Origin of the sequence: Hymenobacter aerilatus (assembly GCF_022921095.1) — a bacterium.
GTDB lineage: Bacteria > Bacteroidota > Bacteroidia > Cytophagales > Hymenobacteraceae > Hymenobacter > Hymenobacter aerilatus.
In genome coordinates, this window is record NZ_CP095053.1 from 2,212,434 (window position 1) to 2,230,045 (window position 17,612).

The window sequence follows — 17,612 nt, forward strand, 5'->3', positions numbered from 1 at the left end:
CAGGTTCTGAATTACAGAGAAATGTTTACCCCAGCGTTGTAGGAGCGCGTCACGGGCACCACAACCCGTTCGATACCGCGGGCGGCGTCGTTGCCGCCTACCTCCGGCGAGAAGCCCGAGTAGTTGGTGAAGGTGAAGGGGTTGAGCGCGTTGATGTAGAAGCGGATACCGCCTACCCCAAACGACTCGGTAATGGCCCGCGGGATGGTGTAGCCCAGCTGAATGGTGCGGAAGCGCAGGAAAGCGCCCGACTCGATGAAGTAGCTAGAAACCTGCGGAATAACGTTTGATACGCGGGGCTCGGTGGTCGAAGGGTTGGAGGGCGTCCAACGGTCCAGGCGCGAGGCCTCAAAGTTTTCGTTGGTGAAGCGCACAGCCTTCTTGCCATTGTAAATCTTATTGCCGGCCACGCCTTGCAGGTCCACGGCAATGTCGAAGCCTTTGTAAGCGGCGTTGGTGTTCAGGGCATAGGTGAGGTTGGGGATGGGCGAGCCCAGGCTCACCCGGTCGTTCTGGTCAACCACACCGTCACCGTTCACGTCGCGGAAGCGCAGCTCACCGGGAGCTTTGCCACCGGGCTGGTTGGGAGCAGCGGCTACCTCGTCGGCCGTCTGGAAAATACCTATCACGTCGTAGCCGTAGAATTCGCCGATAGAGGTGTTCACACCGCTCCGTGTCACCACGTTGCCGTTGCCCAGGCTACCCCCAATGATGGGCTGCCCGCCGTTGCCCAGCGATACAATGTTGTTGCGCAGGGTAGAGAGGTTGGCATTTACGCCGTAGGTGAATTCTTCTTTTACATCACCGCGCCAGCCCAGGGTAAACTCGAAGCCTTTGTTGTCGACAGTACCAATGTTACGGTACAGCGCCCCTACCGATACGGGCACTTGCGTTACCAGGTCGTTGGTCCGACGGTCGAAGTAGTCAGCCTCGAAGGTCAGGCGATTCTCCAGGAATGCCATTTCAAAACCAATGTCTAATTGGTTGATTTTCTCCCAGCGAATCTGCGATACGGTGGGGTTGGTTTCGGTTTTGCCGATGTTCAGCGACTCGCCTGGGCCGAAGATGGCGTTCAGGTTGTTGTTGATGCGAGCATAGTACTGGTAGCTGGGCACGTTCACGTTGCCCACCACGCCGTAGCTAGCGCGCAGTTTCAGGTTATCAAACACGCCCAGATCCTTAATAAAGTCTTCTTCTGACAAGCGCCAGCCCAGGCCCAGGGCCGGGAAATAGCCCCACCGGTCGCCCTGCGAGAAGCGCGAAGAACCGTCGGCGCGGAAGGTAGCCGTCACCAGGTAGCGGTCTTTGAAAGCGTAGTTGGCACGGGCCAGGCCCGATTGAAACGCGTACTCGCTGGCCGAGTTATTGGCGATGTTGCCTTGGGCGTTGCCCACGTTCAGGTACCACAGGTCGTCATCGTAGCCGGGCACGTCGTTGCGCTGACCGAAGAGACTTTCGTTCTGGTCGCGCTGCATGGTATAGCCGGCCAGCAACGTCAGGCGGTGGTCATCGCCAAACTGCGTATCATAGGTCAGCGTGTTTTCCCAGAGCCAGGTAGAGTTAGTATCGGTCCGGCGCTCCAGACGGCTACGGTCGTTGCGTTGGTTCTGCGACACGAAGTACACCGGCGCATACACGCGGTTTTCGGTGTAGCCCAGGTCCGTACCGAAGCTGGTGCGGAAGGTCAGGTTTTTTAGCAGGTTGGCTTCAGCGAAGACGTTACCAATCAAACGGCCGCCTTTGTTGCGCTCGTTGTTATAGGCGAGTTGCGCCACTGGGTTGGCCACGTTTTGGTTCAGCGAGTAGCTATAATTGCCAGTGGTGGGGTTGAACACCTGCTGGGCGGGGTCAGCGTTGTAAGCATTGTCGAACACCGAGCCCGGCGTGATGTTCTCTTGAATGCGGCTGATGGCCACATTGGCCCCTACCCGCACGCGGTCGGTAAGCTTGTACTCGTTGTTGACACGGAAGTTGATACGCTCAAAGTCTTGGCCCTTCACAATGCCTTGCTGCTTGTTGTAGCCGCCGCTGATGCTGTATGTCGACTTTTCCGAGCCGCCCGAAGCGCTCAGCTGGTAGTCCTGGATAACGCCCTTGCGCAGAACTTCGTCAAACCAGTTCACGCCGCCGCCAAAGTCGTAGCCGGGTCCACGGAACAGGTTGGTAGAGTTGGGGGTAGTATTGAGAATGGCCTCGTTCAGCAGCGTCTGATATTCGCTGGCATTCGCCATTTTTACTTGCTTGGCAATTTCTTGATAACCCGCGTAGGCGTTCAGAGTAATGCGGGCCTTACCCGATTTACCTTTTTTGGTGGTCACGATAATCACGCCGTTAGCACCACGTACACCATAAATAGCCAGCGAAGAAGCGTCCTTTAGTACTTCAATCGACGCAATATCGTAGGGACTCAGGAACTGAATGTTGTTGGTAAACATACCATCTACCACAAATAGCGGCTGGTTGGCAGCGTTGTTGTCGTCGCCAGCTGTTCGCACCGACGTCACACCCCGAATGCGGATGTTAGGCGCGGCGCCGGGAGCACCCGAGTTGGAGGTAATAGTCACGCCGGCCACCTTGCCTTGCAGCGCCTGCTCGGCGTTGGCTACGGGGCGGTTGGCAATTTCCTCGGCTTTCACCGAGCCAATGGCGCCCGTCACGTCGGCTTTGCGCTGGGTGCCGTAGCCCACTACTACTACCTCGTTCAGAGTTTTGGTGTCGGCGCCCATCGTGATGTTGATGGCCGTGCGGCCGCCTACGGGCACCTCCTGGGTGTTGTAGCCAATGAAGGAGAACGTGAGCGTAGCGTTGTCGGGGACCGTGAGAGAGTAGTTACCCTCCACATCGGTCTGGGTGCCGTTGGAGGTGCCTTTCGCTACTACGTTCACGCCGGGTAGGCCCGCGCCTTTTTCATCCAGCACGCGGCCGGTGACAGTGATATCGGCCTGAAGAGCGGGCTGCAACACGATGCCATTGTCTACCACTTCATATTTCACCGCTACTGGCGACAGAATCGTGCGCAACACCTCTACCAAAGGCTGGTTTACGGCTTTCACCGACACGCGCCGAGTAGCCTTAATCACCTGTGGGCTGTACATGAAGTGCGTGTTAGTCTGCGCCTCCAACTGCCCAAGCAGGGTCTTCACGGTTTCGTTGTTGGCCTGCACCGTCACGGGCTGGCTCAGAATTTCCTGGGATAAGACCGGCCTGGCCCAGGTAATGCTGGTAGTGAGCAGCAGACCAAACAATTGCAGAAGCACGGCGCGTTTAAAGCGTATGCCCAGTGGTGGGATTTGTAGAAGAGAACTCATACAGCTTGTTAGGGTTGGTGAGAAGAATTTGGGAATTAAGCAAAGCGGTAAAAAGCGTGAAATGAAGCCGCAATCGTTTGCAGAGAGTTTAACGAAAAAAGAGAGTGGAGGGAGGCCAAAACCGCGTTAAGATTTGCAGCCCTGGCTATACAGTTGCACATGCGCATCTGTCGACCTATAAGTAGCGCCCAAAGTTTTGCACAACAGGTCTAAATTGTTGAATAGTTGATCCTTTTGGAGCACCACGCTCACTGTACAGTGCGCTAGTGCCGCCTCATCATACAGTATTTCAACCCCGTAGGCATGTTCCAGCGTGGCAATTACCTCTGCCACGGGCTGGTCGTCGAAAGACAAGGTAGTAGGCAGTGCCAGCAGTGCAGGTTGGGCCACCAAATCTTTGCGCAACGCATGGGCAGCGGGCGAATACACGGCCTGTTGATTGGGCAGCAAGTCTACTGCAGCGGGTGGTGCTGCGGCAGTGGCTGCTACCGGCTTGCGGGGCTGCACCCGCACTTTGCCGCGCAACACCTGTACCCGTGTTTCGGGCTGGCCGGCGTAGGCCTGCACGGTGAAGCTAGTACCCAGCACCGTGGTCAGCATTTGCTCCGTGTATACCTCAAACGGGTGCTGCGGATTGTGCGACACATCAAACGTAGCTTCACCTGACAAAAACACTTGCCGACGAGCTGCCACGAAACGGCGGGGGTAGCGCAAACGGCTGTCCGGAGCCAATACCACTGTGCTACCATCGGGTAGGGTGAGTTGGCCGGGCTCGGTACGTATAGTCCATTCTGATTGCGCTGTTTCCTGTTGTACGGTGGTGGATGCCACCCAGGAGCCGGGCAGTTGTTGCAGCGCCGCCAAGCCTACCCCAACGGCCACTGCTGCCGCAGCCGCCCAGCGCACCGGGGCTCGCACATACCAAGGCTTTGTGGCGGTAGCCAGCGGTATTACTGGCGTTTCCAGTTCGGTTTGCTGGGCAATGCGTGCCCAAAGCGCCTCTTGCAACGTCTGCCTTTCCTGCGCAGTCAGGGGTGGACTGGAGGGCACGTGCTGCTCCAGAGCAGCATACCAGTGCTCTACTTCGCGCTGCTCCGCGGGCGTGCATTCGCCACGTTGGTACCGCTGTAGTATATCCTGAATGTATGCGTCTGACATAAGCAAAGCCGTGGTTTGCTCTTATAGTCGAACAACCACCGTCCTACCCTGGCGCGGACGCAAAAAATTTGGGCTGATTTCCCAGTCTGCCTATATAATTAACTGAAAATCAACTTGTTTAAATTATAAATTTTTTAATAAAAAATTTACTTTATCGATAACAGTAAAGGCAACAGTACTAAAAAGTCCTTTAAACGCACCCGTAACAACTTCAGAGCGCGCGTCAGGTGGTATTCCACCGTTTTGGGCGACAGATGTAGTCGGTCGGCAATTTCGGGGATGCTCTGGTGCTCCAGCCGACTCAACCGAAACACCTCTCGCGTCGACTCGGGCAATTGAGTGATGCTCTCGGCCAGAGCCACTGACAAGTCGTCGGCGGCTACCAGCTCCTCGGTGCTACGGTCGGGCGCCAGTGGCTGCGCCTGCCGGTAGCTCAGGTAGCCGGCATGGGTAGTACGCACCCGTAGGTAGTCAATAATGCGGTACTGTAGGGCTTTGTGCAGGTAGTGGGGCAACCTTTCGATGTGGCTGCTGACGCGCTTGTGCCACAACGCCGCAAACAAGTCCTGCACCAGCTCTTCGGCGGCCTCGCGCGAGCCCAGCTTGCGCTGGGCCGTGGTGAAAAGTGGCCACCAGTACCGCTCGTAGATTTCCGCAAACGCCCGCGCATCCCCGTCGCTCAGCGCCTGTACCAGGGCTGCATCGTCGGCTATAGCGTAAGAGTTCGGCGGCATAAGTTTTTGTGGAGAAGACGAATGTAGGGTACGTAACAGATTTACACCGTGTATCTGATAAACAGTGCAAGCCCCTTAGCTCTACAACAACGCAACTTAGAAAAAGATACCCGCGCCGGGAGTGGCGCGGGCTTTTCTGTTTAGGTTTCGCTGAGGTAGGTTTTGAAGCCCGTCAGCTGCCCATCGGCTGTTTTACCCAAGGCATAGACCATTATGCGCGGGCCGTCCCCGAAGCGGTACACCTGTGTATCGTCTAGCTCTTGCTTCAAAAACATCTGCAACGCTTTAAAGCGGTTGGCGGCCTGCACCGAGCCTTGGGGGCCGTTGTCGGCGGTTTGCTGGCGCAGGAACTGGGTTAGCTCCTGCGTCTGCACAGGCGTATCGGCGGGCTCACCTACCAGCTCGCGCACGACTTCCGGCGTCAGCTCCTGCGGGGGGGCGGGGTAGTGTACTACTTCCAATGGCGCTTCGGTTTCGCCTACGTAGTGCAGGCCCTGCGTGAGCTGGCGTAGTTGGTCGGTGGGAGCCGCGGCGGCGGGGGTAGGCGCGGCGGCGATGGCGTTGCTGGCCACGGTTTCGCGCTCGGCTTTGCTTTCCAAGGGTGAGGTGTGTGCTTCGCCTACCTCGCTGGCTTCGGCGGCCGGCACGTGGGCGGCAATGGCAGCGGCCAGCTCCCGCATGCGCTCCTCGGGCACTGTAATCTTAGGGTTGGCGAAGTTCATATCCGCCACTTTGTTCATCGGAATCAAATGAATGTGCGCGTGCGGCACTTCCAGCCCAATTACGGCCACCCCGATGCGCTTGCACGGTACGGCGGCCCGCACCCCTTGCGCCACGCGCTGGGCAAACAGGTGCAGCGCGGCCAACTCCTGCGGGGGCAGATCGAAGATGTAGTCGATTTCTTTCTTCGGAATCACCAGCGTATGGCCTTCCACCAGGGGCGTGATGTCCAGAAAAGCCAGGTGCGCGTCGTCTTCGGCTACTTTATAAGCCGGCAGCTCGCCGGCCACGATGCGAGAGAAAATAGAAGGCATGTGGTCAAATGGTGAAATAGTGAGATGGTGAGTTGACGTGTAATATACGCTTGAGGCATATGTGGAACAGGTAAAACACCATGTCCAAAGTACGTGGGAAAACGCAAAAGGGCGAAGTCGTTGACTTCGCCCTCTTCTCCAGAAAAACAGTAAGATAATGATACCATTAACTCACCATTTCACAAGTTCACTATCTCACCACCTAGCGCGAAATTTCCAGAATCTCGAATTGCAGCTTACCAGCAGGCACAGTAATCTCGGCTGTGTCGCCGGCCGATTTGCCCAGCAGGCCTTTGCCGATGGGTGACTTCACGGAGATTTTGCCGGCGGCCAGGTTGGCTTCTTCCTCAGCTACCAGCGTGTAGTCGAGCACCATGCCATTTTTCAGGTTTTTCAATTTTACTTTGCTCATAATGAGCACCTTGCTGGTATCGAGGTTGCTCTCGTCGAGCAGGCGGGCATTACCCACAATTTCTTCCAGCTTGGCTATTTTCAGTTCCAGCAAACCCTGGGCTTCCTTGGCAGCGTCGTATTCGGCATTCTCACTTAGGTCACCCTTATCGCGGGCCTCGCGCAGGTCGTCGGCAGCTTTGGCCCGACCACGGATTTTCAGGTCCTGCAACTCGTCTTTGAGTTTCTGCAAGCCTTCGGGGGTATAATAATTAACAGTAGCCATGTCGGGTTGGTGGATTAGCTAAAAAACAAGGAGAACGGTCAGCAGCGCCGACCGTTCTCCAAAACAGGTTTCCTGCAAATATACACATTCGCCGCAAACCAAGCACTGGCGTTGTGCTGGCCCGGTGGCAGCGGCACTCAGCCCCTACCCCGCGTGCCGACGCAGAAAATCGTGGATTTTGCGGGCTAACACCTCATTGATGCGATGATAGGACTGATGCGTCCAGCCGCCGATGTGGGGCGTAAATACCACATTTGGGTCGGCTTCCAGCGCGTCGAGGGTAGCACGCTGGGCGGGCGTAAGAGTGGCGAGCTTTTCATTTTCGAGTACGTCGAGGCCAGCGCCGCGCACCTGGCCAATAGCCAACTGGCGTACCAACGCGGCGTGGTCCAGCACCTCACCCCGCGCCGTGTTCAGCAGCCAGATCGGGCGCTGAAAACCGGTTAGCATCGCCTCATTCACGACATGGTGATTGGCCGCCGAGTAGGGAATGTGCAGGCTCAGCACCTCGGCCTGCTGGTGCAGCTCGGCCAACGAAACCAGGGTAGCATAGTGGTCGGGGGCGCAGTTGGGGTCGTGGTCGTAGGCCAGCACAGTGCAGCCGAAGCCCGAGAGGCGCCGGGCAAAGGCCTTGCCCATGTGCCCGTAACCAATCAGCCCAATCACTTTGCCGCCTACTTCCTCGCCGCGGTTAGCCTCGCGGCGCCACTGCCCGGCGCGCACCTCGCGGTCGGCCCGGCCAATGTTGCGCAACACACTCAGCAGCAGCCCTACGGCAAACTCACCCACGGCATCCTGGTTGCCCTCAGGTGCATTCAGCAGCGTAACGTTGGCCGCGGCCAGCGCTTCCTCGTCAATATTATCGACACCAGCGCCGGCGCGGGCCACCCAGCGCAGGGCGGGGCCATGTGCTAAAAGGTCGGCGGTAATGCGCAGCTTGGAGCGCACCATGAGGCCATCATAAGGATGCGCAGCCAGGGCAGCGGGCACTTCCGTAGCCGTTAGTTCGGGCCGATAGTGGAGCTGCACCCCAATCTCGGCCAGCATATTGGGCAGACTGGAGTGCATTTCGTCGATGCAAAGACAGAGGGACATTCGTTTTGTTATTTACCTGATTGTAGTACTACTACCATACTGTCACGCAATTCAGATGAGTACCCGCGTCGTTTATACAAAGCAACCAAATCAAGGGCTTTAGGTATGAATCCATATTTTTTAAAATCTACAGATTGTGATGGAGGCGAACCTACATAACCTATTAATTGACTAGCGTAAAACCTTCCTAATGAATCTGTGGTCGTTGAATCCAACACTACCGATTCTTGCCGCAGTGTCACCCGAACGTTGGCAATCGGATTTCCAGAACTATCTATCACAATTCCATCGCAGCCAATAATTTGCTCACAACTCGACGCTAAAATCATCAAGAATATTGCACCAATTAGTCGCTCAAGATGCATTGCTTAATTCACCTTATGCTCCTGAATGTGCTTTGTCAGCTCCACAAACTCCCCTACCCCTAGCTGCTCAGCGCGTTTGTCGAATACCGCATCGGTGGTAGCTTCAGCAGGCATACCGAAAGGCTTGAGGGCGTTGCGTAGCGTTTTGCGACGGGTCTGAAAGGCTTGCTTTACTACTTGAAAAAACAGCTTTTCGTCGCAGCCCAGGTGCTCGGTGGCGTTGCGGGTGAGGCGAATGACAGCCGACTGTACTTTGGGCGGCGGGTTGAACACGTGCGGTGGTACCGTGAACAGATATTCCACTTCATAGAATGCCTGCAAGAGCACACTAAGGATGCCATAGGTTTTGGAGCCGGGGCCTTCGGCCAGGCGGTCGGCTACTTCTTTCTGAATCATTCCTACCACCTCGCGCACCTGCTGCCGGTGGGCCAGCACTTGGAAGAAAATCTGGCTGCTGATGTTGTAAGGAAAGTTGCCGATGATACTGATTGGCTCGCCAGGAAACAGCTCGTTGAGGTTCTGACGCAAAAAGTCGGCGGAGATAATACGGTCTTCCAGTGCCGGAAAGTGCTGCTGGAGGTAGGCCACCGATTCGCGGTCAATCTCCACTACCGACGTACGGTAAGCCGGATGTTGCAGGAGCGTGCCGGTGAGCACGCCCATGCCAGGGCCAATTTCGAGCACCTCGCGTACGCCATCGGGTAGGCGGAGCGCCTCCACGATGCGCCGCGCAATGTTGGGGTCGGCCAAAAAATGCTGACCTAAGTGTTTTTTGGCTCTAACAGAATCCACGGGCGGAGCGTTTAGGGAAAAGGCCGGGCAAAGTGCCTACCTTGCGAATCGCCAAAGATACGCCCGAAACCGCCGTTTTGCGCGGCTCTGTGGTTCCTGCTTTCGACTTTCAGTACTTCTCCTACTGTCTTTATGTCTCTCCAACTCGCCTACGCAGCCACGGCGCCCACTGCCGCCGACACTGTTTTCATCCTACCCACTGGCACCACTACGCTGCCCGACGCCGCTGCTACCGACCTACCCGACGCGGCCCGGCAGTACGTAAACGACCAGCTCGCCGCTGACAGCAAGCTCATCAGCCTTAACCATTTCACGCACCAGCACTACTTTGTGGTAGCCGCCGACAAGCCTACGGCACCCCTCGCGGCGGAGGCTCTGCGCAAAAGCGGCCACCAGCTGCACGCCCGCCTGAAAACCGATAAGGTAGCCGCGCTCTACGTGCAGGACCTGACCACCGACGCCACGGGCGCCCTACCCCTCGTGGAAGGTATTGCCCTCACGGCCTACCAGTTTGCGGGCTATAAAACCGATGAGAAGTCGCAGCAAGCGCCTACCCTAGCGCAGGTGTACCTCACCGGTTCGGCCTTCACGGCCCGGCTGACGCAGGAGCTGCAAGCAGTGGTAGAAGGCGTTTCCCTGGCCCGCGACCTGGTGAATGCACCGTACAATAAGCTCAACGCCACACAGTTTGCCGAGCAGATGGCCGCTGTGGGCGAGGAGGCAGGTTTCCAGACCGAGATTCTGGATTTGGTACGCATTGAGGCGCTCCGCATGGGCGGCTTATTGGGCGTAAACCAAGGTTCGCCTGAGCCCCCTACCTTCACTATTATGGAGTACAAGCCCGAGGGCGCTACCAACAGCAAGCCTTTTGTGCTGGTGGGTAAAGGTGTGGTATACGACACGGGCGGCCTCAGCCTGAAGCCTACCCCCAACAGCATGGACATGATGAAGTGCGACATGGCCGGCGGCGCGGCCGTGGTGGGCACGCTCTACGCCCTGGCTAAAAACCAAGTGCCGCTGCACGTGATTGGCCTGGTACCGGCCACCGACAACCGCCCCGGCGGCCCCGCCTTCGCCCCTGGCGACGTGCTTACGATGTACAGCGGCCTGACCGTGGAAGTGCTGAACACCGACGCTGAAGGACGCCTGATTCTGGCTGATGCCCTGGCCTTCGCCAAGAAATACAACCCGGCGCTGGTGATTGATATGGCAACCCTCACGGGCGCCGCCGCCCGCGCCATTGGGCAAGAGGGCATTGTGGGCATGGGCACCACCGACGAGTACATGGCGCAGCTCCAGCAATCGGGTCGGCGCGTGCACGAGCGTGTAGTAGAGTTTCCGCTGTGGGAGGAGTATGCCGAGCACATCAAGTCCGACATTGCCGACATCAAAAACCTGGGCCGCGCCGAGGCAGGCGCCATTTCGGCGGGCAAATTTCTGGAGCGCTTCGCCGAGGGTTACCCCTGGATTCACCTGGACATTGCCGCTCCCGCCTACCTCATGGCCCCCGACAGCTACCGTGGCAAGGGCGGCACCGGCACCACCGTGCGCCTGCTCTACGATTTCCTGAAGGCACAGGCGTAGAGAAAAGGTTACCTAACCGTTGTCATCCTGAGCATTTCGCGCATCAAGCGGCGACGAAGGACCTTCGCACACGTGAACGAGTCGTTGTTACGCCTGTTGTTCTGTCGTGAGAAGGTCCTTCGCAAGCTCAGGATGACAAACGATTTTCAACGACTAACCCACGGAAATCAAAAACTCACAACTCCACTCCTCACAACCTCACCACTCCCATGAGTCACCTCCCCCGCATCGGCATTTCCGTTGGCGATTTGGCCGGCATCGGGCCGGAAATTATTTATAAAACCTTCCTCGACGCGCGCCTGCTGAAGTACTGCACGCCCGTGGTGTATGGCATGGCTACGTCGCTGTTCGATGATTTTCCGGTGGACGAGCAGGTAGGGCCGCTCACGTTCCGCCAAGTGCGCTCGGCCGCCGACATCGACCCTGGCAAGCTCAACGCCGTGACGTGCTGGGATGAGGACTTCGTACTCACTCCCGGCCAGCCTACCCAGGCCAGCGGCGCGGCCGCCCGCGAGTCGCTGCTAGCAGCGTGCCGCGACCTGAAAGCCGGCCTGCTCGATGGTATCGTCACGGCGCCCATCAGCAAGGAAAACACACAGTCCGATGAGTTTCGCTACCCCGGCCACACCGAGTTTCTGACCAGCTTCTTTGGGGCACCGGAAAGCCTGATGCTGCTGGCCAGTGACGACTTGCGCGTGGCTACCCTCACAGGACATATTCCGCTCAAGGACGTAGCCACCCGCGTCACGCCGGAACTGCTGCGTACCAAGCTGCAAATCCTGCTGAACTCGTTGCGGCAGGATTTCGGGATTGAAAAACCGCGCGTGGCCGTGCTGGGCCTGAATCCACACGCCGGTGAAAACGGCCTGCTGGGCACCGAGGAAGGCAGCATCGTAACGCCCGTGTTGCAGCAGTTTTTGCAGGAAGGCCACTTGGTTTATGGCCCCTACCCTGCCGATGGGTATTTCGGCACGGGGCAGTACCATCAGTTCGACGCTACGCTGGCGCTTTATCACGACCAAGGCTTAACTCCTTTCAAAACGCTGGCTTTCGAGCGGGGTGTGAACTACACCGCAGGCCTACCCATTGTGCGCACTTCACCCGACCACGGCACGGCCTACGGCCTGGCCGGCCAGTTCCGCGCCGACCCTACCTCCTTCCGCGAAGCCTTGTATATGGCTTGTGACCTGGTGCGCCAGCGCACTGGCCAGGTAGTGGTGTGGTAGCCCCTACATACAGGACACTACCGAATAGTTTGTGCCCGGCCGGGTAGGTAAAGTACCTACCCAGCCGGGCACGATTTTTCCTCCCGCTCCTATTTTAATTGCTAGTGAAGCTCTTTACTGTTTTGCCGCTGTTGCTTGGCGGATTGTGTGCGCAGCCCGTTCAGGCCCAGACTGCTCCGTGAAATTCGACCTACGCTCGTAACAGAACTTGATACAGCGTTGGACCTGGGAAACCAGATCTAACAATAGCTGCTTCCCTACCCTTGCTAAAGGCGGTGTACAAGTAACCAAAACCAACTCGACGCTGACGGCCAACGACATCAATGTACCTTCAATAAGAATAACGGCCACAGCACAGGTACCAAAGGTACTAGTAGAGGGTAGGTTTCTACTTACCAGCCCCGACCCTGCCCTTTATGTGCGCCGCTTCGAGTTTTACGACCTGTCGGGCGTGAAGCCGTTTCCGACCTTACCTGCAGGCAATCCATAGTTTCTGGATGCTATTCCACTACTCGACACTAAGCTGGCTTCTATCGACACCAACACTATCAACCTGGGTCCGAGCGGCGAGTTGAACCACGTCCGCGCCAGCGATGCACCGAAGAAACGCACGCTCTATTCTATTTCGGCCTACCCCAAATCGACAGCAAGCCTCAGCCTTATACAGCGCCGGCGAAAGACGATTTGTTCAGAGCTGCACAGCTAGATAAATGCATTACTATGTAATACTGCGCTTGGATTGACCAACCTCGCATCCCTACCTTTAGTGCAATTAGTATTTCTGCAGAATTGACTATGTGTAAGGTTATCTTCTTTTTGTTCTTTCTCCTCATTTCCCAATTAGCATACAGTCAACATTTTGAACCCGGCTATTTGGTTCTATCTACCGGTGACACAGTACATGGTGAAATAGAAAACGCCTTCTGGGAAGAGCCGCCATCAACCATACGCTTTCGTACTACTGCTACCGCTCGCCCTACCTCCTACAAGGCCCGGCAATTGCGCAGTCTGTACCTAAGTTCCGGCCGGCTGTTGCGCCATGAGTTGCTCCCCCTCGACCGCGCCGCCGAAGTCCGCTTCGATCATTTAAGCCCTAAACTAGAGCGTCGCCAACAACCCGATTCGGTACTAGCTGATGTATTGGTGCTGGGGCCGGCCACGCTGCTGGGTGCTGTGCTCAATGAAAACAACCATTTCTTCGTGAAGCGCCCCGGCGAGCCGTACATAGAAATGACCGGTCGCCGTTATTTGTTGACCAAGCAGCGGCTCACACAAGTCATGGACGCCAACGACTACAAAAGCCAGCTCCTGCGCTACTTCGGTGACTGCGAAGCCGCCACAAACTTACTGGATCAGAGCACCTTCACAGAGGAATCGTTGCGGCGTATTGTCACTGCTTTCAACCGACAGTGCACGGACGCGCCCGTCTCCGCACAAGACACTACTTTGCTCCACGACGACCAAACTATTCGTCCCCGGGTGGCACTTCGGGTAGGGGCAGTAGCAGGAGTCCGCTATAACTCGCTACGTTTTACTGCACCACCACAGACTAGTGGCCCTCTTCAAGATCTTAATGCTGATGGCCGTTTTCATCCGCAGGTTGGTCTGTATGCCGATGTGGTGAATAGCGGCCGGCACTTAGCCCTGCACAGCGCACTATCCATCACCCAGTTTGGCACCTCTCAGCCCATACAGTACACCACAGTTGGGCAATATCATTGGCGAGGAACGCAGATAGCCGGTCAGTTTGGGCTTCGCGGATTCATACGTCTTGGTGGGCCATATCATCTATTGGTAGGGGGTGGCTACGAATTAAATTTCTTCTGGGCAGCCAAGTCTTACATCAACGATGCTTACAATCAATATGACTTTATAGATCGGTTCCAAGGTAGTCCATTGCCATATATTGAAACCGGCCTGCAACGCCGGCGCTTTTCCATTTTATGGAACGGCCGCTTGTACGAGAAAGATGGCTTCAGCCAGCCAGCATCAACTGCAAGCTACAACTTTCGTCCCTGGAGCTTAAGCGTATCCATTGGGTACCGCCTCAATGCCGATACCGACGAGCAGCATGTGCCGAAACCTTAGGTGCTCTATTTAGCTTATAATAGCTACTACTACACAGCTTTACTTTATTTTACAACAATCATTTCTATAGTAATCAGTTATTTAACAGTATGTCAATGCATTGCTTAGCACTTTAAATCTTTTCAAAAACGAAACTTTATTTCGTGTTTAGAATTTATTCACGACCTTTGCACCAGCTTTCTGAAACTGGTTGCTTTTTCACTGCATGACCCTCTCCACTCCCGCTCAATATCGCCAGGCGTTGCGCCGCTTGGATGCGCTGCTGGCAGTAGCTGATGCCGGGGAGGAAACGCAAGCCTTGGTAACGGCATTGGCGCAGTACGAAACCCGACTGCAACACTTGCCCAGCCTACCCGTCACACTAGCCGAAATGATCGAGCTGAAGCGTCAGCATTTGCAGCTCAAGCAAAAAGAGCTGGCTCAGCTGCTGGAGGTGCCGGCAGGCCGGTTGTCGCAGATTCTAAGCGGCAAACGACGTGTGACGCTGGACCTCGCCAAAAAGCTTTACGAACGCTTGGGCATCAGTCCAGAATTTATTCTAAAAACTGCCTAAGCCCTTTTCCGCGTTTGTCGGCACTTTCACAAACCGCGGAAATCTTTCTACTTTTGCCCCCTGCTATTCAGTCGACCGTGAAAAAAGACTCTCAATTTGACCTCAACATCGCCAAACTGGCGGATAAAATGCATCACTATGCATTTGAGTTGGGGCCGGACTTCTTCGCCCGATTTGATCAGCAATTGATTCAGGAAGGCAACCTGCACGTGGATCTGGAATTACTGAAGACAGACCGCCTGATGACCCTCGACTTTCACATCAAAGGCACGGTGCAAGTTACCTGCGACCGAAGCCTCGATGATTTTGATCAGCCAATTGACGTGCAGCGCCAGCTGCTGGTGCGCTTCGGCGAGACCTACGCCGAGTTGGACGAGGATGTGCTGCAAATCACGCCCGAAACGCAAGTGCTACCCATTGCCCAGCATTTGTTTGACTATATCGGCCTGGCTATTCCGATGAAGAAGCTGCACCCGCGCTTCCAGAATGAGCCCGACGAAAACCCTGACGCCGACAGCAAGCTCATCTTCACTACCCGCACAAAAGGCGACGATGACGATGATGACGACTACACGGACCCTCGCTGGAACGCGTTGCGCAATCTGAATTAAGCTGTTCGCCCCCCCATCTAACATTCAAAACTTAACATTTAACATTTACTACCATGGCTCATCCTAAGCGCCGCACCTCCTCCGCCGTACGCGACAAACGCCGCACCCACGACAAACTGACCCCCAAAGCCGTTACGATTTGCCAGACCACTGGTGAGCTGCACCTGCGCCACAAAGCCTATGTAGTAGACGGCGACCTGTATTTGAACGGCAAAGTAGCTATCAAGGACTACGCTCCGGTAGCATCGGCTGCAGCCCCGACTGAAGACGAAGAGTAGTCCGCGCTACCCTTCGTTGCTGGCCCCTCCCGGCCGATTAACCTGACCTTTGACTTCCTTAACACCCGTTCATGAAGATAGCCCTGGACGCAATGGGGGGCGATTTCGCTCCCCAGGCTGCCGTCGATGGTGCCGTGCTGGCCGCGCAACAATTAGCCGGCAAAGCTCAGATTGTGCTTATCGGCCAGGAGGAGGCTGTCCGGCCGCTGCTCCAACAACATGGTGCAGCGGCTGATAGCTTAGCTTTCATCCCCGCTACGCAGGTAATTGCGATGGGCGAGCACCCGGCCAAAGCCTATCAGCAGAAGCAGGATTCGAGTATTGCCGTGGGCTATAAAATGCTGCACGCGGGTGAAATTGACGCCTTTTGCTCGGCCGGCAGTACCGGCGCGATGCTGGTAGGCGCTATGTTCAGCGTGAAGGCTGTGCCGGGCGTGCTACGGCCCGCCATAGCGAACTTTGTTCCGAAGCTACACGGTGGCTACGGCATCTTTCTGGATGTAGGTGCCAATGCCGAGTGCAAACCCGAAATGCTGGAGCAGTTCGGCGAGCTAGGCTCACTGTATGCCCAGTACGTATTGGGCATCACTACCCCTAAAGTAGGCCTAATGAATCTGGGCGAGGAAGAAGGCAAGGGAACTGCCCTGCTGCAGGCCGCGCACCAGCTTTTGAAAATAAATCCACACATCCATTTCATTGGCAATATTGAAGGGCGCGACCTGTTCAATGATAAGGCCGATGTAATTGTGTGCGATGGCTATACGGGCAATGTGATGCTGAAAATGGCCGAGTCAATCTATGATATTCTAGCTGAGCGCCATATCGTAGACCCTTTCTTCGAGAAATTCAACTACGAAGCCTTTGGGGGTAGCCCCATCCTGGGCATCAATGATAATGCGATTATTGGTCATGGTGTGAGCACACCCACTGCTATTTGCAGCATGCTATTGCAAGGCTATCAAATGGCCGAATCTGGTATTTCTGACCAAATCAAAGCTACCTTTAAGTCTTAGCGACATTAGTCCGGCTCCGGCCGGACTTTGTGTTACCGCGCTTCTCTCCCACCACAGATGAAGATAACTGCCGCCATTACCGGAGTTGGGTCCTACGTACCCGATTACGTGCTTACAAACAAAGAGCTTGAAACCCTTGTAGATACCACCGATGAGTGGATTGTAAGCCGAACGGGAATTCAGGAGCGGCACATTCTGAAAGGCGAAAACCAGGGCACGTCGGTTATGGCTATTAAAGCCGTGGAGCAGCTCCTGGCCAAAACCAATACCAGCGCTGCAGAAATTGATCTGCTGATTTGCGCGACTACTACACCGGATTTGGTTTTTCCGGCTACTGCCAATATCATTTCGGCAGCCATTGGCACCACCAAGGCGTTCAGCTTCGACATGCAGGCCGCGTGCTCGGGCTTTTTGTATGCCCTTACCACAGGCGCCCAGTTCATTCAGTCGGGCACCTACAAGAAGGTGGTGGTGGTAGGAGCCGATAAAATGTCGAGCATCATCGACTACACGGACCGCTCTACCTGTATTATTTTCGGGGATGGTGCCGGCGCTGTGCTACTCGAGCCCACTACCGACGGTCTGGGCCTGCTCGACCACGAATTGTGCTCCGACGGCCGCGGCGAGCAGCACCTGCACCAGAAAGCCGGCGGCTCACGTCGTCCGCCCTCAGCCGAGACGGTAGCCAACCGCGAGCATTTTGTGTACCAAGAAGGCGCCGCGGTGTTTAAGTTTGCCGTGAAAAATATGGCCGACGTAGCCGCCCAGGTAGCCGACCGCAACCACCTCTCCGCCAACGACATCACATGGTTGGTACCGCATCAGGCCAACAAGCGCATCATCGACGCTACAGCCCAGCGCGTGGGCATTGGCCCGGAGAAAGTGATGCTCACCATCCACAAGTACGGCAACACCACCAACGCTACCATTCCGCTCTGCTTAGCCGACTATGAGCAGCAGCTCCGGAAAGGCGACAACCTGATTTTTGCCGCCTTTGGGGGCGGCTTCACCTGGGGCGCGCTCTACGTGAAATGGGCGTATAATCCTTCGGGAATTATGAATTAGAAATTATGAAGCAGGAATGGATTGTCTCTCTA

16 protein-coding genes are annotated in these 17,612 nt (G+C 56.0%); 9 read left to right on the top strand and 7 right to left on the bottom strand.

Annotated features, from left to right (window positions below; genetic code table 11):
- Window positions 1-11: 11 nt before the first annotated feature.
- The 7 genes from MUN82_RS09545 to rsmA all read right to left on the bottom strand — a co-directional run bounded on the left by MUN82_RS09545 (window position 12) and on the right by rsmA (window position 9,162).
- On the bottom strand, window positions 12-3,308 hold the full coding sequence (locus MUN82_RS09545; protein ID WP_245096991.1) for a TonB-dependent receptor: 3,297 nt from the start codon (window positions 3,306-3,308) through the stop codon (window positions 12-14).
- A gap of 126 nt (window positions 3,309-3,434) precedes the next feature.
- The gene (locus tag MUN82_RS09550; RefSeq protein ID WP_245096992.1) at window positions 3,435-4,466 is read right to left on the bottom strand and encodes a FecR family protein; all 1,032 of its coding nucleotides are present in this window, start codon (window positions 4,464-4,466) and stop codon (window positions 3,435-3,437) included.
- A 146-nt stretch (window positions 4,467-4,612) separates the two neighbouring features.
- Entirely contained in the window at window positions 4,613-5,200 is a 588-nt protein-coding gene (locus MUN82_RS09555) for an RNA polymerase sigma factor (protein WP_245096994.1), read from the bottom strand.
- A 140-nt stretch (window positions 5,201-5,340) separates the two neighbouring features.
- Window positions 5,341-6,234: a nuclease A inhibitor family protein gene (locus tag MUN82_RS22380; RefSeq protein ID WP_311136437.1), complete on the bottom strand. Its 894-nt coding sequence runs from the start codon at window positions 6,232-6,234 to the stop codon at window positions 5,341-5,343.
- A 202-nt stretch (window positions 6,235-6,436) separates the two neighbouring features.
- Window positions 6,437-6,910, bottom strand: a complete 474-nt coding sequence (greA, locus tag MUN82_RS09570; protein WP_185283340.1) for a transcription elongation factor GreA — start codon at window positions 6,908-6,910, stop codon at window positions 6,437-6,439.
- Window positions 6,911-7,054: 144 nt separating this feature from the next.
- The gene (locus MUN82_RS09575) at window positions 7,055-8,005 is read right to left on the bottom strand and encodes an NAD(P)-dependent oxidoreductase (protein ID WP_245096996.1); all 951 of its coding nucleotides are present in this window, start codon (window positions 8,003-8,005) and stop codon (window positions 7,055-7,057) included.
- A 368-nt stretch (window positions 8,006-8,373) separates the two neighbouring features.
- Window positions 8,374-9,162, bottom strand: a complete 789-nt coding sequence (rsmA, locus tag MUN82_RS09580) for a 16S rRNA (adenine(1518)-N(6)/adenine(1519)-N(6))-dimethyltransferase RsmA (RefSeq protein WP_245096998.1) — start codon at window positions 9,160-9,162, stop codon at window positions 8,374-8,376.
- Window positions 9,163-9,294: 132 nt separating this feature from the next.
- Between rsmA and MUN82_RS09585 the strand changes: the two genes are divergently transcribed.
- The 9 genes from MUN82_RS09585 (at window position 9,295) to MUN82_RS09625 (ending at window position 17,580) form a co-directional block, all read left to right on the top strand.
- Complete coding sequence (locus tag MUN82_RS09585; RefSeq protein ID WP_245096999.1) at window positions 9,295-10,746, top strand: leucyl aminopeptidase family protein; 1,452 nt, start codon at window positions 9,295-9,297, stop codon at window positions 10,744-10,746.
- 209 nt (window positions 10,747-10,955) lie between these two features.
- Window positions 10,956-11,972, top strand: a complete 1,017-nt coding sequence (gene pdxA / locus MUN82_RS09590) for a 4-hydroxythreonine-4-phosphate dehydrogenase PdxA (protein WP_245097001.1) — start codon at window positions 10,956-10,958, stop codon at window positions 11,970-11,972.
- 208 nt (window positions 11,973-12,180) lie between these two features.
- Window positions 12,181-12,462, top strand: coding sequence for a hypothetical protein (locus MUN82_RS09595; RefSeq protein ID WP_245097002.1), 282 nt, complete (start codon window positions 12,181-12,183; stop codon window positions 12,460-12,462).
- Window positions 12,463-12,845: 383 nt separating this feature from the next.
- Entirely contained in the window at window positions 12,846-14,060 is a 1,215-nt protein-coding gene (locus MUN82_RS09600) for a hypothetical protein (protein ID WP_245097004.1), read from the top strand.
- 205 nt (window positions 14,061-14,265) lie between these two features.
- On the top strand, window positions 14,266-14,613 hold the full coding sequence (locus MUN82_RS09605) for a helix-turn-helix domain-containing protein (protein WP_185283335.1): 348 nt from the start codon (window positions 14,266-14,268) through the stop codon (window positions 14,611-14,613).
- Between the two features lie 77 nt (window positions 14,614-14,690).
- Entirely contained in the window at window positions 14,691-15,224 is a 534-nt protein-coding gene (locus MUN82_RS09610) for a YceD family protein (protein ID WP_245097005.1), read from the top strand.
- Between the two features lie 53 nt (window positions 15,225-15,277).
- Window positions 15,278-15,502 (top strand): 50S ribosomal protein L32, encoded by a 225-nt coding sequence (rpmF, locus tag MUN82_RS09615; RefSeq protein WP_245097007.1) that lies wholly within the window; start codon window positions 15,278-15,280, stop codon window positions 15,500-15,502.
- A gap of 71 nt (window positions 15,503-15,573) precedes the next feature.
- Complete coding sequence (gene plsX, locus MUN82_RS09620; RefSeq protein WP_245097009.1) at window positions 15,574-16,515, top strand: phosphate acyltransferase PlsX; 942 nt, start codon at window positions 15,574-15,576, stop codon at window positions 16,513-16,515.
- A gap of 57 nt (window positions 16,516-16,572) precedes the next feature.
- Window positions 16,573-17,580: a beta-ketoacyl-ACP synthase III gene (locus MUN82_RS09625; RefSeq protein WP_245097010.1), complete on the top strand. Its 1,008-nt coding sequence runs from the start codon at window positions 16,573-16,575 to the stop codon at window positions 17,578-17,580.
- Window positions 17,581-17,612 lie beyond the last annotated feature (32 nt).